Origin of the sequence: Streptomyces sp. NPDC055962 (assembly GCF_042270185.1) — a bacterium.
In the GTDB taxonomy this organism is placed as follows: Bacteria; Actinomycetota; Actinomycetes; order Streptomycetales; family Streptomycetaceae; genus Streptomyces.
This window is the reverse complement of record NZ_JBHJYN010000011.1, coordinates 213,516-232,925: the sequence shown is the minus strand read 5'-3', so window position 1 is coordinate 232,925 and position 19,410 is coordinate 213,516. Positions and strand designations below refer to the sequence as shown.

The following is a 19,410-nucleotide window of genomic DNA, read 5'->3' as shown; positions in this document are numbered from 1 at the left end:
CACCGGCCCGGCCCTACCCGCGCCGCGCGAGGGCCACCACCAGCTCGTCCAGCGCCTCCGGCATCGACTGCCGGGGGCGCCAGCCCGTGGCGGTCCGGAAGGCCGAGGCGTCGACGACCGTGCCCCGGGCGTCGGAGGCCGTCGCCGTGGCCGGCGGCTCGACGGACACCACCGGCACGGGCGGCGCGCCGGTGTGTGCAGCGACGCTCCGAGCGACGGCGGCGAACAGGTCGGCCACCCGCACCGGCCGGCCGGTGCCCACCACCCAGTGGCGTCCGGCCAGCGTGCCGACCCGGTCCGCGTCCGCGCACACCGCGAACGCGCGGGCCGCGTCCGTGACATGCAACAGGTCCCGCTCCACGGACCCGGCGTTCCACACCGGGAGGGGCTCGCCCGCGAGCGCGCGCCGCGCCATCGCGGTGACCACACCGTTGCCGAGCGGCCCGGGCCCCGCCCCGTACACCGTGGGCAGCCGCAGCGACACCCCGCGCAGCACCCCCTCGGCCGAAGCGGCCAGGAGGGCCCGCTCCGCAGCGAGCTTCTGACGTGCGTACACCGTCACGGGCTCGTCGGGTTCGCTGCCGTCGATCACTCCCGCCCGTCCCACCTGTGAAGCCGAACCGGCGAAGAGCACCACCGGTGGCGGCCCGTCGCCCCGCCGCGCCCGGAGCGCGGCCACGAGGTCGTGTGCCGGCCCCACGTTCACCCGCGCCGTGGCCGGGTCGTGTTCGGCGGCCCGCCAGGCCGACGCCTCGCCGATGTGCGCGACGAGGTGAACGATCACGTCGGCGCCCGCCACGGCCTGGGCGACGGCCCCGGGCCGGGACAGGTCGGCCTCCCACGGTGGTGACTGCGGCAGGGCGTCCCCCCGGGCCCCCGCCGGGACCTCGCGCAGTCGGCCGGGCCGGGCCACCCGGCGCAGCCGGACCGGCCGGCGGGCGAGCTCCGCCACGACGGCCGATCCCAGATAACCGGCGGCGCCCAGGACGACGACCAGCGGCTTCGCCCTTTCCCCGGCCACCGTGGTCAGGGCCCGGTCCGGGCCAGCTCGGCGAGGTTCGCGGCCACGTCCCCGGGGCTGGGCTGGGCGAGGATCTCTGTGCGCAGCCGGGCCGCCGCCACCCGGTACGCCTCCCCGCCCAGGACCTCCTCGACCGCCGCACGCAGGGAGTCGACGCCCGACTCCGCGGCCGGCAGATGGCGCGCCACCCCCGCGCCCTCCAGTACCTGCGCGTCGGAGACCTGGTTGGGCAGTTGCGGGACGAGGAGCTGCGGCACCCCGTGATGGGCGGCCGTCAGAGCCGTCATGAACCCTCCTTGGTGGATCAGCAGGTCGCACCCCGGCATCAGGAGATGCAGCGGCATGGACTCCAGCACCCGCACGCCGGGCGCCGGAGGCCCGAGCCGCTCGCGTTCCGCCGCGGTCACCGTGACGACGACCTCGACGTCGAGACCGGCGAGAGCGTCGAGCACGTCGGGCACAGTCCTGTCCTCGTGCCCGAGAACGTCCGTCGTGGAGGTTCCCCAGGTGACGCACACCCGCGGCCTGGTCGGCGGGACGCCGAGCCAGCCGGGCGTGATCCCCGGGCCGTTGTACGGCACCCACCGCAAGGACAGCCTTTCGGGCAGACCGGGTGGCTGGAGGCTCGGCGGACAGGGGGAGACGGTGCGGTGGGCCGGGTCCCCCGGCGCGCTGACGCCGTGCCGCTCGTACTGCTCCCGGTAACCCGGAAGGACGTCGAGGATCTTCACCCCCTCCGACGTGCCCAGGATGTCCGGCCCCCACAGGTGCCGCACCCCCGGCACCCCCAGCACATGGGCCGCGACGAGTGCCGCGGGCGCCATCGTGTCGCCGACGACGAGATCGGGCCGCCACGCGCGGGCGAATGCGACCGTGTCGTCCAGAGCGGCCGACGTCGCCTCGTTCCAGGCGCCGAACAGACCGCCCTCATCCCGTTCCGCCGCACCGCGCAGCTCCGCCGGGTCGCGCTGACCGGCCCCGTCCGACCGCTCGTGGGAGAGGGTCCGTTTGCGTACCGCGACGTAGTCCACGTCGGAACCCACCGGCACAGCCGGCATGCCCGAGCGCAGGATCGTGGCGTGCATGGAAGGCTGGGCCGCCACTCGGACCTCGTGGCCCGCCGCACGCAGCGCCCAGGCGAGCGGGACCATCGACATGTAATGCGTGGGCCAGCCCGAGGCCGCGAAGAGGACCTTCATGCCGCTCACTTGTCCGCCATGTGTGCCGCACCGGCCTGATGTGCGGGAGGGGCCGCAGACTCCGTCGAGGTCACCGGAACCGGGGGGACGTCCTTCGGCCGCAGTTTGCGCACCAGCGGCAGCTCCACCAGCCGGTAGAGCAGCCAGGCGGCCAGTATCGCCAGCGCGAACTGGGCGAGGAACGACAGCACGCCCACCCACCAGGACAGGACGGGCAGTGGCGCGGGCAGCAGACCTGCCCGCATGCCGAGGTTCCACAGCCGGGTGAACAGCTCCTCCTGGACCAGCAGATGACTGACGTAGAAGGACAGGGATATCTCGCCGAACCACACCAGCGGTTTCCAGCGGAGCGGCGACCAGGTGGAGTTGATGTCGGCGGTGCTGAGCGCGGGGATGAGCAGGGCGAAGGGGATGAGCATGCCCGCCGCGAGCGGCAGATAGCTGTCGAGGTGGAGATTGACCCCCCAGCCGACCGCGCACAGCACCAGGCAGACCGCGACACCCGGCCCGCGCCACGCACCCCTGCGCACCAGTACGGCCAGGGAGATCCCGATGACGAATTCGGCCATGCGCATCGGAGGGAAGACATAGGCGAACCAGTAGCCGATCGGCCCGCCGTAGCCGGCGGTCGGCACCATCTCCACCGGATCGGGCGAGAGGATCGCGAAGGTGTGTCCGACGACGTACGGAAGGAAGAAGACCAGGAACACCGCGCATGCGGACACCGCGTAGAGCATCCAGGTCCTGGCCCTGGTCAGCACCAGGAGCAGTACGGGGAAGCACAGGTAGAAGAACGCCTCACAGCTCAGCGACCAGTCGAGGCCCGTCATCGTGAGGTAGTACCACTGGCTCGGGACCCAGCTCTGCACCAAGAACAGATGGGACAGCGTGACCTCCACACCGGGCACCTCGTACCGCACCGAGACCAGGGCGAACGCGATGGCGGTGCTGATCAGGTGGACCGGGTATACCTTCGCGACCCGACGCCGGTAGAAGGAGCGGGTACTGTCACCGGGCCGTGCGATGTAGGTCAGGACGAACCCGCTGAGCAGGAAGAAGCAGGAGACCGCTGTTCCCCCGGAGCGGGAGAACAGCACGTGGAACACCTCCTGCACGAACGACGAGTCCATGGACCCGCCCGCCATGGCGAACGCGAGAAAGAAATGCGTGCCGAACACCATCAATGCGAGAATTCCGCGCAGTCCCGTGAGGGACACGAGATGTGTGACCACCGCATTTGGTGTCGCCGCATTTCCGACAGCTGGGGAACTCATCCTGCCTCTTTCGTCCGGTAGGAACTCCGCAGATGAACGGCGGAGCATCAGGCCAGTTTTTCGATGACGCCGACCATGTCGGCCGGGGTGGGCTGGGCGAGGATTTCCGCCGAGAGCCGCTCTGCCGCGTCCCGGTAGGAGCGGTCGTCCAGTAACCGCGTCACCTGTTCCCGTACGGTCTCGACCGGCCGTTCGGCCCGGCTCACCTCGCCGTACGTCAGATTGATGCCCGCACCGGTGGAGGCCTGCCGCTCGCCGTTGAGCGTCGGCTCGGGCCTGCGGGTGATCGTCAGCTGGGGGACGCCCTGACGGGCGGCGGTGAGAGTGGTTCCCGCGCCGCCGTGGTGGACCACCGCGGCGCAGCCCGGCAGCAGCATGTGCAGCGGCACGGAGATCTCGGTACGGACGGACGGCGGCAGGTCGCCCAGCAGTTCGCGCTGGTCGGCGGTGGTGGCCAGGACGACCTCCACGGGCAGCGCGGCGACGGCCTCCACGGCTTGGCGCAGCAGTTCCGTCATGTCGGCGCCGAGCAGCTTGGCCGTGGTCGCGCCCCAGGTGACACAGACCCGCGGCCGCGACGGCGGGTCGAGGAGCCGTACGGGGGTCCGGCCCGGGCCGTTGTAGGGCACGTACTGCATCGGGTGCACATCCGGCCCGGAGCCGAAGCCCATGCTGGGAGGGCACGGGTCGACCCATGCGTCGGGCCAGGTCCGCACCGCCGCGCGATACCGGTCGAAGAGCGCGACGAAACCGTCCTGGGGCTCCGGACCCAGCCCCTTCATCTCCAGGCGCTGCAGCCCCGGGCTGCCCCACAGATGGCTCACGTTGGGAACGCCGAGGACCGAGCCGGCCACCGGCCCCGCGTAGGAGACGGCATCGTGCACGACGACATCGGGCCGCCAGGTCCCGCCGAACTGCACGAGATCATCGAGCATCCCGGCGGCTATCGCGAACTGCCTTTGCCCCAGGGCCTCCAGGAGTTCCTTGCGCCGGCTGTCGAGGAGACCGGGGTCCACCGGCCAGCCGGCCGGCCACCGGTCGTGGTCGTGCCAGCCGGAAAGGCTCCTGCTGCGGGATGTGCCGGTGAGATCGACTTCGGCGCCGACCCGCACCGCCGGCAGCCCGGAGGCCGCGATGGCGTCCACGAGCGAAGGCGCGCCGGCGACGCGCACCTCGTGGCCCGCCGCGCGCGCCGCCCACGCGAGCGGAACCATGGGGAAAAGGTGGGACGGCGAAGGGAAAGCAGTGAAGAGCAGGCGCATTTTCCGAGCCTCCTGGTCCGGGGTCATTCCAGCCCACGCCAATTTCTTCCAGTGGTACTTGGAGTTCAGGTCGAGCCTGGCTCGACTCTGAATCGAGAAGCGGTTTTCGCTCTGTCCGTCGGAGCTCTCGCCTGTCAAGGTCGACGTCATGAGGGTTTTGCTGACCAGCGCACCTATGTACGGGCACATCCTGCAACTCGTCCCAATTTCGTGGGCGTTGAGGGCGGCGGGACACGAGGTGCTGCTCACCGTGCCCGAGGGGTCCGTTCAGGTGGCGCTCGCGGCGGGGCTGCCCGCCGTGGGGAACGCCGAACCGGTGGCGATGAGCGAGATGATCGGACGGCAGCGGGACGGCACCCCTGTCCCGTGGCCGGCCTCACCCGAGGCGAAGGTGCGCCGCAGCGGACGCGGATTCGGCAGGCTGGCCGTGCGTGTCCTCGAAGGCACCTCGCGGATCGCCGAGCGGTGGCGGCCCGACCTGGTGGTCAGTGAGCCCACCGAGTACGCGGGCCGGATGGTCTCCGCCCGTCTCGGCGTGCCCTGGGTGGAGCACGGCTGGGGTCTGCACCCTTCCCCGCTCTACGCCGAGGCCGCCGCCGCGGAACTGGAGCCCGAACTGGCCGCATGGCACCTGCCGGCGCTGCCCGAGCCCCGGCTCGTCCTCGACGTCTGCCCGCCCCGCATGCAGCGTCCGGACGCGAGGGCCGTGCCCGTCCGCCGTATGCGGTACGTGCCGTACAACGGCTCGGCGCCCGTACCGCCCTGGGCACTGCGGCCGGCTGACCGGCCACGGGTGTGCGTCACGCTGGGCAGTGTGACGGCCGCCGGGGCGCCGGGTCTGTGGGCCGAAGTCCTGACCGCCATGGGCCGGATGGACGCCGACGTGGTGCTCGCGACGGACCCTGCCCAGGACCTCGGTCCTCTGCCGCCGACGGTACGTGCCGTCGACCGGCTGCCGTTGACCCATGTGCTGCCGTCCTGCGACCTGGTCGTGCACCACGGCGGCCCCGGAACGACCATGACGTCACTCGTCCACGGCCTGCCGCAACTCGTCCTGGCGCCACTCGCATCGGACATGGCCACCTACGGCCGACGGGTCGCCGAGTCCGGCGCGGGAAGCACGCTGCCTGCGTCCGGGGCCACCGCTGCCCGGATCGAGGCGGAGTGCCGGCGGTTGCTGGAGGACCCCCGCCACCGGTCCGGCGCCCGGGCCCTTGCCGGAGACATCGCCCGACAGCCGTCCCCGGCCCGCACGGTCCCCTCCCTCGTGCGCGTCGCACACGGCGCGGCGCCGGCCGCTCCCGAGCCGGACGGCGAGGTGCAGCGATGCGCCGGTTAGCCATCGACGGCGCGTGGGAGATCGATCTCCGCCCGCACCACGACGAACGCGGCACCTTCGTCGAGTGGTACTCCGGCGACGAGGTCTCGGCAGCCCTCGGGGCGCCGATGCCCGTGGCTCTGGCTGCCGTGTCGATCTCCCGTAAGGGCGTGGTCCGCGGTGTCCACTTCGTCGAGACGCCTCCGGGCCAGGCCCGCTACGTCACATGTGTGGCGGGGGAGGTGCGGGACTTCGTGGTGGACGTGCGTGAGGGCTCGCCCACCTTCGGCCGGTGGGACTCGGTGCGGCTCGGGCCCGGCCGATGGCGGGCCGTCCACCTCGCCGAGGGGCTGGGGCACGCCTTCACGGCCCTCACCGACTGCGCCACCGTGCTCTACCTCTGCTCCGCTCCCTACCGGCCCGGACGCGAACGGACGGTCCACCCGCTCGACCCCGAGCTGGCCCTGCCCTGGCCTGCCGGTGCGGAGCGGTCGCTCTCCGCACGGGACCGGGAGGCCCCGACGCTCGCAGAGGCCCGGCGCCGCGGACTGCTCCCTGCCTGGTCCGCCACCCCGCCCCGGTCCACCGCGGCCGCACCTACCGGCTCGCCGCCCCGGCCCGCGCCGCCCACGGCCTGACGCATCCGCTCACCGAACCCATGAGGAGACCGTCATGACGACAGCCGACAACGCCGGCGGGGCGCCGCCGAACCGTCCCCAGGTCCTGGTGACGGGCGCCGGCCCGGTGGGACTGACCGCAGCGGTCGAACTCGCCCGGCGCGGTCTGCGCGTACGCCTGATCGACGCGGCCCCCGGGCCGGCTGTCACCAGCCGTGCAATGGCCACCCATGCACGTTCCCTGGAGACGTACGACCACCAGGGGCTCATCGAGGACATGTTGCCGCGGGGACGTCGCATCCAGCGCTTCACCATGCACGCGAACGGCCGGCGGCTGGCCCGTCTGGGCCCCGACTACTCCCGGGTCCCCACCCGCTACCCGATGACGCTGATGATCGACCAGGCCGCTACCGAGGACGTCCTGCGGCAGGCCGCCGCAAAACTCGGCGTGAAGGTCGAATGGGGGGTCCGCCTCGGCAGCTTCACCCAGGACGCCGAGGCTGTACACGTCGTCCTGCACACGGCGGACGGTGAGGAACGCCTCACCGTGGAGCGGCTGGTGGGCTGCGACGGGGGACACAGCACGGTTCGCAAACTCCTCGGGCTGCCACTCCTGGGCGACTCCAGCGAGACCTGGCTGATCGCCGACGCCGAACTCGAGGCGTGCCTGCCGCAGAACAGCATCCACTGGATCAAGGCCGGCAAGGGGACGGTGATGGCCATTCCCTTTCCTGAGGAGGACAAATGGCGGTTGCTGGACACCGCCGACGCCTCCTACAGCGGAGACCCGGACGAGGTGGCCGACCGCTTCGCCCGCAAACTGCGGGCCGGACTCGGCCGCCCCGTGCGGGTGTCCACCCCGAGCTGGGTGTCGGTCTTCACCATCCAGCAGCGCATGATCGCCCGCATGCGGGAGGGCCGGGTCATGCTCGCGGGCGACGCCGCGCACGTGCACAGCCCCGCCTCCGGCCAGGGCCTCAACACCGGTGTCCAGGACGCCTACAACCTTGCCTGGAAGCTTGCGCTCGTCGTACGGGGCCACGCCCCCGACGCACTGCTCGACTCCTACTCGGACGAGCGTGTTCCGATCGGCCGGGCCCTCCTCGGCTCCACCAGGAAGGCCACGTGGCTCGTCCAGCTGAAGAACTCCGCGGCAGGCATCGCGCTCCCCGTGGTCTTCGCGCTCGTCCGCCGGTGCGGTCCGCTGCGCGGCCGGATCGAGCGCGGGATCATCGGCACCATGTCGGCGCTGGCGCTGGACTACACGGACAGCCCGCTGACCGTCCCCGACACCCGCCCCCGCACCGCCGCCGGGCCGCGAGCCGGGACCCGGATCGCCCAGGTCACCGCGCGGGACGCCCTCGGGACGGGCTGGAGCGCGCTGCTGGCCGAGCTGCGAGACACCCGGTGCACCCTGCTCGTGGCAGGCGGGGGAGCCGTCTCCGCCCGTGCCGCCGAACAGGCGCACGAGGCGCACGCGGACTGGCTTTCGGTACGTGTGTTCGCCGACACGCTCGAGACATCCGGCACGGACGAGACATCGGGCCCCCGCCCGATGCCCGACCCGGACGGAGGCGTCCGCAGACACCTGGGCTGTGCTCCCGACGGCTGGCTGCTGGTCAGGCCGGACGGCTACCTCTGCGCGCGCGGCTCCGCCCTGACCTCCCAGGAGCTGACGCCTGCCCTGGACGCCGTGCGCGGGCTGCGGCCAGCCCGACCGGGGGTGTGAGATGGATCTGGGCATCGCCGGAAGGACCGCGCTGATCACAGGCGCCTCATCGGGCATCGGGGCCGCCACCGCCCGCGCGTTCGCCGCCGAGGGCGCAAGGGTGGTCCTCACCTATTGCACCGGGGAGAAACGTGCCCGCGAACTCGCGGACGAGCTGGGGGCGGGCCGCGATCTGGCCTGCGCCGTCCCGTACGACCTGGGCGACCCCTCGTCCGTCGACGCGGCCGTCCGGGCCGCCGAGAACCGCTGGGGAGGTGTGGACATCCTCGTCGCCAACGCGGTGCGGCGCGGGCCCCGGCAACCGCCCGGCACACACGTCGAGGACGTCCCGCCGCAGCAGTGGCAGCACCTGCTCAGGGACAACCTGGAACAGACCATGCGCACGGTACAGCTGGTCCTGCCCGGCATGCGCGCCCGCACCTGGGGCCGGGTGGCGCTGCTGTCCTCGCACCGCACCCGGGACGGGGCACCCGGGCAGGAGTTCTACGCCGCGGGCAAGGCCGCACTGCACGGCTTCGCGCGCAGCCTGGCCTGGGACGCGGGGCCCGACGGAGTGTTCGTCAACCTCGTCAGCCCGGGCCTGACCCGCACCGCGGGAGTGCTGGCCGACCTGACGGCGGAGGTGCGCGAGCGGGAGCTGCGCCGCACCCCGAGCGGGCGGCTGAGCACACCCGAGGACGTGGCGGCGGCGATCGCGTTCCTCTGCGCGGAGGCGAACGGCAACATCAACGGCGCCGTGATCGACGTCTCGGGCGGCCGGTGATGATCCCGCTGCCGCCGCTCATGCCGACGCTCCCCTTCCCGTACCCCCTCTCCGTCTCCTTCCTGTTCTGCTTCCCCCGGTCCCTGCAGTTCGAGCAGCGCGCCGACACCGTTCCCGTCCGAAAGGAATCACCATGTCCCAGCCGCACCTCATCCGGCACCGCGTCACCGTCCGGGCGGCCGCACCGCTCTGCTTCGACCTGATGGCCGACCTCGACCACTGGCCCCAGCACTTCGGTCCCGCCGTGCACGCCGAGGTCCTGGAGTCCGACGCCGGCGACGGCGACCTGATCCGTCGTTGGGCGCTGACCGGCGGAACCGACGTGCACGTCTGGGACGCCCGCCGCCGGCTCGACCGCGAAGGGCTGCGCATCGTCTTCGACCAGGTGGAGCCGCAGGCACCCCTGACGAACATGCGCGCGGTGTGGAGCTTCGAGGCCGACGGCGAGGGAACCACGACCGTGGGTGTCACCCATGAGTTCACCGTCACCGGGGACGATCCCGAAGCGGTGCGACGGACCACCGACGACGTCAACGCGCGCACCCCCGGTCAGCTCGACTCGCTGCGAGACCTCGCCGAGCGGTGGGACGAGGTGGAGCCCCTGGTCATCTCCTTCGAGGATCCGCTGTTCATCGGCGGCCGGCTGGAGGACGTCTACGAGTTCCTGTACGCCGCCGCCGAATGGCCGGAGCGGGTTCCGCACGTGGAGAAGCTGGAGATGACCGAGGACACCCCCGGCATCCAGTTCTTCGACATGCACACGCACACCCCCGACGGACGCGACCACACCACACGGTCCGTGCGTGTCTGCCTGCCGAGTCACAAGATCGTCTACAAGCAGATCAGTCTTCCGGCTCTGCTCGACGGCCACACCGGGCACTGGGTGTTCACGGAGACCCCGGAGGGCGTCATCGCCTACGCCCGGCACACCGCGACGATCAAACCGTCCGCGCTGTCGCTCCTTGGGGAGGGCACCACGGTCGCCGACGCACGGAAGTACCTGCGCCGCGTCCTGAGCACCAACAGTCTGCAAACCCTGCGGTACGCCCAGCAGTTCGCCGAGGAGCGAGTCCATGCCGCCCATGCCTGACATCCCGCCTGCCACCGGCACACCGGCCTCCCGGCGAGCTTCCGCCGAACCGGCCCGCTCGGCTCCCCCGGGGCTTCCGGCTGTGCCGTTCGACCTCGCGCGGGTGCCGGAGGTGCCACTGGACGGTCTCCTGCGCCGGGCCGCCGGGGCGGCACCCGACCGGGTCGCCGTGCGCACACCGAGTGGGACAACGACGTACGCGGAACTGGATGACGGAGCCGACGACTGTGCCCAGGCCCTGAGCCGGGTGGCCGGCGGGAGCGGAACCGTCGTGGGGCTGGCGGCCTCCCTCGACCCGTCGTTCGCGGTCGTCTACTACGGCGCCGTGCGCGCGGGCCACGTCGTCGTGCTCGTCAATCCGCACCTGCGGGGCGACGCCCTCGCCCACGTCCTTTCCGTCGCCGGGACGACCGTGGTGGTAGCCCCGCCCGAGGTGGCCGAGCGGGTCGCCCAGGTGCGTGGGAAGCTCCCGCACCTGCGTCACGTCCTCTCCCCGGACGCTCTCGTCCAGCGCGCCGCGGGGCCCGGCGGAGGCGGCCGTGATGCCCCGGGGGCCGCTCCGCACCCGGACTCGGTGGCGTGCGTCCAGTTCACCAGCGGGACCACGGGGGAGCCGAAGGCCGTTCAGCTGACACACCGCAACCTCGTGGTCAACGCCGCACAGATCGCGGCCGTCCACGGCTTGGACGGCGACGCGGTGACCCTCAACAACCTGCCGCTCTACCACCCGATGCACCTCAACGCTGCGGTGTACGCGGGAGCGACCCAGGTGCTGAGCCCGTCACCCGACCCGGCGGAGGCGATCGAGGCTGCCAATCGTCACCGCGCGACGCACTACTACAGCCTTCCCGTACGGCTGGCACACCTGGCGGCTGACCCCAGGCTGCCGGGCCTCCGGCTGGAGACGGTCCGCGCGGTCTTCTCCGGTGGTTCGGCGCTGCTGCCCGCCCAGGCCCGTACCCTCGGGGCGCACTTCGGTATTCCGGTCGTGCAGGGGTACGGACTGGCCGAAACCTCCCCGCTCACGCACGGCGAGCCGCCGGCACGGCCCCGGCCCGGCTCCGTGGGCCCGGCGGTGCCCGGAACCGACTGCCGGGTGGTGGACATGGACAGGCGCACCCCGCTTCCGGCCGGGCAGGACGGCGAGATCCAGGTCCGCGGACCGCAGCTCATGCGCGGCTACCTCGGCGCCGTCGGCCCCGCGGTCGACGCCGACGGCTGGTTCTCCACCGGTGACATAGGCCATCGGGACCAGGACGGCTACCTGTACCTGGTGGACCGGATCAAAGATGTCTTCAAGTGCGAGAACTGGCTGGTGTCACCCACGGAGATCGAGCAGGTCCTCATCACGCACCCGGCCGTACGGGACTGCGCGGTGGTCGACCACCCGGAGCCCTTCAGCGGCGCGGTGGCCCATGCCTTCGTCGTGCTGGACGAGGACTCCGGACCGTCCGATCCGGCGGAGCTCACCGCCCACGTGAACCGTCAGGTCCCCTACTACCAGCAGATCAAGTTCCTCGACGTGGTGGAACGCGTCCCCCGTTCCCCGAACGGCAAGATCCTCCGCCGCGAGCTGCGCGCACGTGCCGCACACACCGACCGCGCGCACCCCGGCGCGGCCGACCGTCCTCACTCCGACCTCATAGGAGAGAACCCGTGATCACAGTGATCAACCGCCTCACGGTCCACGGCGATGTCGACGCCTTCCAGAAGATCCTCGGGGGCATCACCGAGCACATGAGCAGCCAGCCCGGGTTTCTCGACCACTGCCTCTACCGTTCGGTCAACCACCCCGAGGTCTTCGTCGAGACCGCCCGTTGGGCGGACGCCGAGTCCCACCGGCGGGCCATGAAGGCCGACGCGTTCCGCAACCGGGTCCGCGGTCTGGGGGACCTCGCCACACCTGAGCCCGACGTCTTCGAGATCCTGGAGGAGGACACGCCCCCGCTCGGCTGACTCCGTGCCGTGCTCCTCGGCCGGGGGCGCGTCCTGCGCGAGCGGCGCCGACGCGCGGGCCAGGAACCGATGCCTTGGTTCAGCACAGAGGCCGCCTGATCGCAGCTGAGCGACAACACCGGCACTGGTGGCGGGCGATGCCCGCCACCAGTGCCGGTTCGGAGTCAGACGGCCTGGGAGTTGTCCACCCTGATCGCGCCGTCCTGCACGACTGCTCGCGCATGGCTGCCCGGTTCGGCCTGCACGGTGACGTCCGTCCCTGAACGGGTCGGAGCGCAACCGGATGCCTGCTCGCGCCTGGCCCTGGAGATCCACCGGGAGTCCGGCGTCCCCGGTGCCCCGGACGGGACGTCCGGGGCACGGCCGGGACGACGGTGCGGCATGTGGGCGAGGCGCCCGGAACACCGGGCGGCGCGGCAGGGCTGCGCCGGGTCCTGGATCCGTCGACCGAGGGCCGGCGGGTGCTGCGCGCGGTGATTCCCTGCCGCGCACCCGGGCGCGGGGAGCCGTACGCGCGGTGATCGCAGTCCTCAGGCCACCGGGGAGATGTCGTTCCTGGAGGTGACGTTCAGCTTTCGCATGATCCGCGCGACGTGGTGCTCGACGGTCCGCGTGGACAGGACGAGGCTCTCGGCGATGTCCCGGTTGGCCCGCCCCTGGACGACCAGACGGGCCACCTCCTGCTCGCGTGGGGAGAGCGCGTCGCCGTAGCCGAGGCGACCGCGGCGATGGGTGGTGACGATGTCGTGGCGGCGCAGCAGCCTCTGGCAGCGGGCCACGTCCCAGCGGGCGCCCAGTTCCCGGTACGCCTCCAGCACGTCCTGGATGACGCCGGCCGCCGTCTCCCCGTGCCGGCTGAGCAGGCAGCGCCCGCGGGCCTCCGCGGCCCGGGACGCGTCGAAGGGGCGGCCGAGCCGTACCCACTGCGCCTCCGCGTCCGCCCACAGCCGGATCGCCTCGTCCGGCTGGTCCTCGGCCTCGGCCAGCGCTGCCTGGCACATGGTCAGCGCGGTCCGGGCGGCAGGCGCGTCACGATCCGCCGTCCCTGCGGCGAAGTCCGCGACCAGCCGTCGAGCCCGTGCGGTCTGCCCGCTGCCGACGAGGGCCTCCACCGCAGTCGGTGCGACCTCTCCGGCCCATACCCAGCCGCCGGTCCTCTCGAGTCGGTGCAGGGTCTCCTCCACGGCGTCGCACGCCTGCCCGGGCCGTCCGGCCTCCAGATGGACGCGAGCGATGGCGGCGGCGGACGCGGTGAGGATGACGCCGGTGTCGTAGCGGGTGGTGCGGGTGGCGTCCGTGAGATCGCGCCGCGCGCGGGGTACGTCACCCAGGACGTGCAGGGCGGTCAGTCCCCGGACCAGCAGGGCCTCGGCTGTCAGGTCGGGTATCTCCCGGTAGAGCCTGGCGGTGTGGCCGGCCGCCTCGTGCAGTCCGTGCCAGCGGCTCCCGTGCCAGTCGAGTACCAGGCGCGCGGTCTGGGTGAGACCCTCCACGTACGGGCTGCTGGTCTCCGCGAGCCCGTCGGTCGCCCGGTCGAGGAACTCCTGGGCCCGACCGTCGTACCCCAGGGCGGTGGCGGCGTGTGCCAGGTTGGTCCACCCCCGGGTGTGGTGCGCGGCCTCGATGGCGGTCGCGGCCGGCCCGTGCAGCGCCTCCGCGGCGGCCCAGGCGCGGTGGTCGCCGAGCAGCATCAGGGCGGTGGCGCGGTTGGCGGCGATGGAGGCCCGGGCCACCGGGTCGGTGACCTGGCCGGCGAGGGCCTCACCTCGGTCCAGCCACTCCTGGTGCCGACCGATGGCCCATCCCTTGATGGAGGGGATGGCGGCGACGGCCATGGCGCGGGCCGCGGTCTGGGGGTCGGACATCTCCAGGTCGGGAATGGCGTGGGCGACCTCGTTGAGGCTGTCGAGGGCGCCTCCACTCTGGTTGCGCAGGACGACGCTCAGCTGCAGCCGGATCTCACCGCGTACCCGGGGCGGCGGGTCGTCCTCCTCCAGCACCCGCCGTACCGCGGTCACCACCTCCTCCCCGGCACGGGCCAGATGGGCCGTGCGTGCCAGTTTCTCGGCGGTGTGGACACGTCCCGCCGCGCGGGGGTCCTGGACGATGGCCTGGGTGTAGAGGGTGGTGGCGGTGGAGTAGTCGCCGGCCGTCGCCGCCCGGTCGGCGGCGACGACGAGGCAGCGCAGGCTCTCGCGTATCCGCCCGGCGGCCATGTACAGCCGGGCGAGGTCGGCCAACGGCAGCGGGCCGCCCCCTGCCCGTCGCAGTGCCCGTGCGGCGCGCAGGCTCAGTTGGGCCAGGCGTGGTCCGGGTATCCGGGCCAGTGCAGCCTCGCGGTCCAACGGGTGCCGGAAGCCCGGGTACGGCCCGACGGCCCGCAGGACCGCTCCGCGTACGCACATGTCCAGGGCCGCCCCGGCTCGCTCGGGTGCGATGCCCGCCACCTCGGCGAGGACGCCGAGGGGCACAGCCCGGTCGAGCACAGCCGCCGCGTCCACGATGCGGTGCGCGTCCTCGTCGAGCCGCACACACCGCTGGGCGAACTCCAGCCGCACCCGCGGCGGGACGCCGGCCTCCCGTACGGCGGCGGCCACGGCCCCGGCCGGCGGGCCGTCCTCCCCACCGGCGCGGACACCGCTCTGCGCCGCCGCACCCGCGCCGCCGGCCCGCCCCGTCCGCGTGTCGCCCGTAGTCCTCGGAGCGCCCTCACCACCCGCCCGCCGCAGCGCGTCGCCCGCCTCCTGCAGCAGCGCGCGGGCCACCCCGGGCAGACCGCCGCTCAGGCGGTGCACCAGCCCCGCCACCTCACCATGCTCCTCGGTCCACCCCGGCCGGGCGTCCAGCCACTGCCGGACGAACTCCTCCGTCTCCCCGGGAACCCAGGGCTGAACACGGACCTCCTCGACCCGCACCCGCGCCGGTACGCGCACGCCGACGCCGGGCAGTCCGGGCCCGGCGTCCTCGGTGAGGACCAGCCGCAGCCGGGGCGGCATCGCGGCCATCAGCCGGCGCAGCAGGCCGAGCGTCGAGGGGTCCGCGTGCTGGAGGTCCTCCACCACCAGCACGGTGTCGCCGATCGCCGTCAGGAGTCGCTGGACCGCGCGGGGCAGCAGCCCGCGCCGCACCTCGGGGTCGGCCGCCGCCGCGGGCGGTGGCGGCAGCCGGTCGGCGATCTCGGGTACGACGAGTCCCACGACTCCGGTCACGGAGGGCAGTGCTCGGCCGGGAGCGCCGACCGGTCGGTGAGGCAGTCCTGCCAGAGCGTCGGCGACGGGCCCCAGCGGCGCCGGGTCCATCACATCGGGACAGACCCCGCGCAGGTGCGTCCACCCGGCACACTCTGCTCCGCCGAGTACCTCGTCCACCAGCCGGGAGACGCCGGTACCGGCTTCCCCTCGCACCACCACGACGCATGGCCCGTCCCGCAGAGCTCTCCGCAACCGCCGTGCCTCGTCGACCCGTCCGACGAGTCCGCCGCCGGTGATCTCCGCGCCGTGTTCCGTCTCGGCACCTCGTGCTTCCACGGCTCCGCCTCCCGACGACCACTCGTCCCCGCACCGCGCACCGGGGCCCGTGGACCGGCCCGGCTCTCCGGCCGGACCACGGCCTCCGCTGGGCACGTGGTCTACCCCGCCGAACGCCCCAGCTGCAATAGGGGTTCACCACCTACGAAATGCCGGGCCCCTCACCCGGTCCCGGTCCCGTCCGTGGCGGCCCGTGCGGAGGCACCCTCCTGGGACGTCCACCAGGTCGTCCGGGCCGGCGGGGCCACCGGGCCGCCGTCCGCGCCGTCACTTCTTAGGTACCGCTACGGATTGCGGGACCGCTCCTGCACGGCCGAAGCTCTGGGCAGCCCGAAATCACCAACACCGTAGGCGGGTTCCGGCCGACTGAACCGGGATACGGGACGGCTGCACACCCCCAGCCGTTCGGTGTGACCGAGCCCGTGCCGCGCGGCCCCCTCCGTGCGGCACTGCGCTCGTCCCGCCACCCGTGGACGCCGTGACCCGAAGGCGCCGCGCGACCGTCATCCACGCCCCAGCTTGGCGCATGTCATGACCTTGACATTTCGATCGTGGGTGCGGGCACGCCCTGCCCACGGTGACTGCCCCGAACCGGCCGGCGCGCCCGCTACCCCAGTGCCTCGTACCTGGGCCCACACACAACCGACAAGAGGGAGAAACCATGGAGTTCGACGCCCGCGTCCTCCGGCGTGCACTCGCCGTCTGCGCCAGCGCCGCCCTGCTCGCCGGGGCCGCCACGGCCACGGGCGCGACAGCGGCCCCCGTACCTCCGTCCGGCGGTGAAGGCCGCATCGTCGGCGCCGACCGCCCCGGTGCGGTCGAGGGCTCCTACATCGTCACCTTCAAGGACTCGGTCCCGCGCGGGGACGTACCCGCCTCCGCGAAGGCACTGGCCGAGCGGCACTCCGGCAGCCTGCGCTACACCTATACCGCCGCCCTCCGGGGCTTCGCCGTAAGGATGACCGAGGCCCGGGCCGAGGAACTCGCGGCCGACCCCTCGGTGGCCCGTGTGGAAGCCGATGCCGCGGCCTACGCGGTCGACACCCAGACCTCCCCGCCCTCCTGGGGCGTGGACCGTGTCGACCAACGTGACCTGCCGGTGGACGGGAGTTACACCTACAGCACCACCGCCTCCGGCGTGAACGCGTACATCGTGGACACCGGCATCCGGATGAGCCACCGCGACTTCGGTGGCCGGGCGGTGAGCGGCTACGACTTCATCGACAACGACAGCAACGCGTCCGACTGCGCGGGGCACGGCACCCACGTCGCCGGGACCGTCGGTGGCAGTGCGTACGGAGTCGCCAAGGGCGTCAGACTGGTCGGCGTCCGCGTGCTCAACTGCCAGGGCAGCTCGGGCGACACCTGGGCCCCGGTCCTCGCAGGCATCGACTGGGTCACCAGGAACGCGGCGAAGCCTGCCGTGGCCAACATGAGCATCGGCGGCGGCAGAACCCAGTCGGTGAACGACGCCGTTGCCACCTCCATATCCTCCGGCATCACCTGGGTGGTCGCGGCGGGCAACAACAACGCCGACGCCTGCTCGTACTCCCCGGCCTCCACCCCGTCGGCCGTCACGGTCGGCGCGACGAACGGCCGGGACGCCCGCGCCAGCGGCTGGTCCAACGGCCAGGGTTCCAACTACGGTTCCTGCCTGGACCTCTTCGCCCCCGGCGACAGCATCGTCTCCACGTCCAACTCCGGCGACACGGCATCCCAGTCGATGAGCGGTACGTCCATGGCCTCCCCCCACGTGGCCGGCGCGGCCGCCCTGCTGCTCGCCGCCAACCCGACATGGACCCCGGCCCAGGTCCGCGACAGGCTGGTCGCCGACGCCACCCCCGACAAGGTCACCGACGTCCGCACCGGCTCGCCGAACAAGCTGCTGTACACGGGGGCCGGCATCACCACCCCGCCGCCCACCGGTGAGAGGTTCGAGAACACCGACGACTACCAGATCCGCGACAACGCCACCGTCGAGTCACCGCTGCCGGTCACCGGCCTCACCGGCAACGCGCCTTCGGACCTCGCCGTCACCGTGGACATCCGCCACACCTTCCGCGGAGACCTCAAGGTCGACCTGATCGCCCCCGACGGCACCGCCTACCCGCTGAAGACCTACAACAGCAACGACGGCGCCGACAACGTGCAGGCCACCTACACGGTCAACGCCTCCGGCGAGACCGCGAGTGGCACCTGGAAGCTGCGCGTGTCCGACAACTGGGTCAACGACACCGGTTACGTCAACGCCTGGTCGCTCCAGTTCTGACCCGCGCCACCTCACACATCCGGCACGGCACGACAGCTCATGGCGCCGCCCCGTCCCCGCTCCCCGAGGCCCGGGCGGCGCCTTCATGAGCCCCCGTTGTCATTCGCCGGCCACGGACCGGGGCCAGCTGCTGTCATGACCTGAGGGACCAGTCCCTGCGCGGGGGCGGAGTGGCTCATCGTGCTCTGGAGGCCCGAACGGCAGTTCCCCGGGCGTTCCGGCGAAGGCTGGACGGAAGGGCCGGTCACCGAGCAGCCCTCGGGAAGTGACGGGCTACCGGTGAGAGCGGCCGATCTGTGCTCGGTCCGTCCACACGATGCGGAGAATGATCACGAAGCGCTGCTCGGCCTGAGCGTTCCGCTGCGGATCATGAATCTGTAGGGGATGACCACGGAGTCGTCCGCTGATCCCTTTGCAAAGCCCTGCCGGTGGGCTGCGCGGCTCCGAGGGTTCCTGTGATGACGGAGCCCAGGTGCCCGTGGCGAGCGGGAACCTTGCCGTGTCATCGGAGTGACGGTGGTCACCAGGCATCCTGGGGGAGTGCTGCGTAGGCTTGTGGGGTCGTCGCGGCGGGGCAGGGGGGCGGGCGAGGCCCCCGGTCAACACCTGATGATGCGTGATGAAAGCGGCACATCGTCAGCACGAGTCCTGAAGAACTTCGGGACAGCTGCCTGGACCCACGACTCGTTGTACAGTGTGAAAACAGCCCTTGACCTGCAATAACGCAGGCAGGGAGCCTAAGTCCAGGAGTACCTCACATGATGCGCACGATGTTCAAGTCGAAGATCCACCGGGCCACCGTGACCCAGGCGGACCTGCACTACGTAGGTTCCGTCACGGTCGACGCCGATCTGATGGACGCCGCGGACCTGCTGCCCGGCGAGCTCGTCCACATCGTGGACATCGACAACGGTGCCCGCCTCGAGACCTACGTCATCGAGGGGGAGCGCGGCTCCGGCGTCATCGGCATCAACGGCGCCGCCGCGCACCTGGTGCACCCCGGTGACCTGGTCATTCTCATCAGTTACGCCCAGGTCGACGACGCCGAGGCGCGGGCCCTCGTGCCGAGCGTCGTGCACGTCGACGCGGGGAACCGCATCGTGGCCCTGGGGTCCGACGCCTCCGCCCCCGTGCCGGGTACACGCACGGAGCGCAGCCCGCAGGCCGTCCCCGCGCAGGGCTGATCCCCGCCTCGGGGACCCGGCGCCGCCTCAGCCGTTCCTGGGCCGATCAGGGGGCGCCGGCCTCAGGTGTCACAGGCGTACGTATGGACTCGGCAGGCGCGGGCAGCCGCACGGGGAGACGGTGGAGAAAAGATCCACCCCTCCCGTTCGTCGCAGTTGGAGGACCGAGATGACGCAGCCGTATCCCGACCCCGTACCGCC

At 72.4% G+C, this 19,410-nt stretch carries 14 protein-coding genes; 9 read left to right on the top strand and 5 right to left on the bottom strand.

Annotation, left to right across the window (positions count from 1 at the left end; all coding sequences use genetic code 11):
- Positions 1–13: 13 nt before the first annotated feature.
- From ACFC51_RS27755 to ACFC51_RS27740, 4 genes are read right to left on the bottom strand one after another with little or no spacing between them, the layout of a single operon-like run.
- Positions 14–1,021, bottom strand: coding sequence for an NAD-dependent epimerase/dehydratase family protein (locus tag ACFC51_RS27755; RefSeq protein WP_376370026.1), 1,008 nt, complete (start codon positions 1,019–1,021; stop codon positions 14–16).
- Between the two features lie 5 nt (positions 1,022–1,026).
- Positions 1,027–2,220 carry a nucleotide disphospho-sugar-binding domain-containing protein gene (locus tag ACFC51_RS27750; RefSeq protein WP_376370045.1) on the bottom strand — a complete coding sequence of 398 codons (1,194 nt, stop codon included), beginning with the start codon at positions 2,218–2,220 and terminating at the stop codon, positions 1,027–1,029.
- Positions 2,221–2,225: 5 nt separating this feature from the next.
- The gene (locus ACFC51_RS27745; protein ID WP_376531438.1) at positions 2,226–3,494 is read right to left on the bottom strand and encodes an acyltransferase family protein; all 1,269 of its coding nucleotides are present in this window, start codon (positions 3,492–3,494) and stop codon (positions 2,226–2,228) included.
- Between the two features lie 47 nt (positions 3,495–3,541).
- The gene (locus tag ACFC51_RS27740) at positions 3,542–4,708 is read right to left on the bottom strand and encodes a nucleotide disphospho-sugar-binding domain-containing protein (RefSeq protein WP_376531436.1); all 1,167 of its coding nucleotides are present in this window, start codon (positions 4,706–4,708) and stop codon (positions 3,542–3,544) included.
- Positions 4,709–4,931: 223 nt separating this feature from the next.
- Here ACFC51_RS27740 and ACFC51_RS27735 point away from each other — a divergent pair, with 223 nt between their 5' ends.
- The 7 genes from ACFC51_RS27735 (at position 4,932) to ACFC51_RS27705 (ending at position 12,229) form a co-directional block, all read left to right on the top strand.
- Positions 4,932–6,095, top strand: a complete 1,164-nt coding sequence (locus ACFC51_RS27735) for a nucleotide disphospho-sugar-binding domain-containing protein (RefSeq protein WP_376531434.1) — start codon at positions 4,932–4,934, stop codon at positions 6,093–6,095.
- Complete coding sequence (locus ACFC51_RS27730) at positions 6,083–6,712, top strand: dTDP-4-dehydrorhamnose 3,5-epimerase family protein (RefSeq protein WP_376531432.1); 630 nt, start codon at positions 6,083–6,085, stop codon at positions 6,710–6,712. The genes ACFC51_RS27735 and ACFC51_RS27730 overlap by 13 nt, the downstream gene beginning before the upstream one ends.
- A 34-nt stretch (positions 6,713–6,746) precedes the next feature.
- A complete protein-coding gene (locus ACFC51_RS27725; RefSeq protein WP_376531430.1) occupies positions 6,747–8,420 on the top strand; it encodes an FAD-dependent oxidoreductase in 1,674 nt (557 codons plus the stop codon).
- A gap of 1 nt (position 8,421) precedes the next feature.
- Positions 8,422–9,183, top strand: a complete 762-nt coding sequence (locus ACFC51_RS27720) for an SDR family NAD(P)-dependent oxidoreductase (RefSeq protein WP_376370016.1) — start codon at positions 8,422–8,424, stop codon at positions 9,181–9,183.
- 133 nt (positions 9,184–9,316) lie between these two features.
- Positions 9,317–10,273 (top strand): aromatase/cyclase, encoded by a 957-nt coding sequence (locus ACFC51_RS27715; RefSeq protein WP_376370014.1) that lies wholly within the window; start codon positions 9,317–9,319, stop codon positions 10,271–10,273.
- Entirely contained in the window at positions 10,257–11,933 is a 1,677-nt protein-coding gene (locus ACFC51_RS27710) for a class I adenylate-forming enzyme family protein (protein ID WP_376531428.1), read from the top strand. Before ACFC51_RS27715 ends, ACFC51_RS27710 begins: the two co-directional genes overlap by 17 nt.
- Complete coding sequence (locus ACFC51_RS27705; RefSeq protein ID WP_376370010.1) at positions 11,930–12,229, top strand: antibiotic biosynthesis monooxygenase family protein; 300 nt, start codon at positions 11,930–11,932, stop codon at positions 12,227–12,229. The genes ACFC51_RS27710 and ACFC51_RS27705 overlap by 4 nt, the downstream gene beginning before the upstream one ends.
- Positions 12,230–12,759: 530 nt before the next feature.
- Here ACFC51_RS27705 and ACFC51_RS27700 read toward each other — a convergent pair.
- Complete coding sequence (locus ACFC51_RS27700; RefSeq protein WP_376531426.1) at positions 12,760–15,756, bottom strand: LuxR C-terminal-related transcriptional regulator; 2,997 nt, start codon at positions 15,754–15,756, stop codon at positions 12,760–12,762.
- Positions 15,757–16,417: 661 nt separating this feature from the next.
- On the opposite strand from ACFC51_RS27700, the gene ACFC51_RS27695 reads away from it, so the two are divergent.
- The gene (locus ACFC51_RS27695; RefSeq protein WP_376531423.1) at positions 16,418–18,025 is read left to right on the top strand and encodes a S8 family peptidase; all 1,608 of its coding nucleotides are present in this window, start codon (positions 16,418–16,420) and stop codon (positions 18,023–18,025) included.
- Positions 18,026–18,783: 758 nt separating this feature from the next.
- Complete coding sequence (panD, locus tag ACFC51_RS27690) at positions 18,784–19,209, top strand: aspartate 1-decarboxylase (protein ID WP_376531421.1); 426 nt, start codon at positions 18,784–18,786, stop codon at positions 19,207–19,209.
- Positions 19,210–19,410 lie beyond the last annotated feature (201 nt).

Bases quoted from the DNA above. Each gene is read 5' to 3' on its own strand.
- ACFC51_RS27750 (WP_376370045.1), bottom strand. From the start codon at position 2,220: ATGAAGGTCCTCTTCGCGGCCTCGGGCTGGCCCACGCATTACATGTCG.
- ACFC51_RS27730 (WP_376531432.1), top strand. From the start codon at position 6,083: ATGCGCCGGTTAGCCATCGACGGCGCGTGGGAGATCGATCTCCGCCCG.
- ACFC51_RS27720 (WP_376370016.1), top strand. From the start codon at position 8,422: ATGGATCTGGGCATCGCCGGAAGGACCGCGCTGATCACAGGCGCCTCA.
- ACFC51_RS27745 (WP_376531438.1), bottom strand. From the start codon at position 3,494: ATGAGTTCCCCAGCTGTCGGAAATGCGGCGACACCAAATGCGGTGGTC.
- ACFC51_RS27740 (WP_376531436.1), bottom strand. From the start codon at position 4,708: ATGGTTCCGCTCGCGTGGGCGGCGCGCGCGGCGGGCCACGAGGTGCGC.
- ACFC51_RS27715 (WP_376370014.1), top strand. From the start codon at position 9,317: ATGTCCCAGCCGCACCTCATCCGGCACCGCGTCACCGTCCGGGCGGCC.
- ACFC51_RS27735 (WP_376531434.1), top strand. From the start codon at position 4,932: ATGTACGGGCACATCCTGCAACTCGTCCCAATTTCGTGGGCGTTGAGG.
- ACFC51_RS27710 (WP_376531428.1), top strand. From the start codon at position 10,257: ATGCCGCCCATGCCTGACATCCCGCCTGCCACCGGCACACCGGCCTCC.
- panD (WP_376531421.1), top strand. From the start codon at position 18,784: ATGATGCGCACGATGTTCAAGTCGAAGATCCACCGGGCCACCGTGACC.
- ACFC51_RS27725 (WP_376531430.1), top strand. From the start codon at position 6,747: ATGACGACAGCCGACAACGCCGGCGGGGCGCCGCCGAACCGTCCCCAG.
- ACFC51_RS27695 (WP_376531423.1), top strand. From the start codon at position 16,418: ATGGAGTTCGACGCCCGCGTCCTCCGGCGTGCACTCGCCGTCTGCGCC.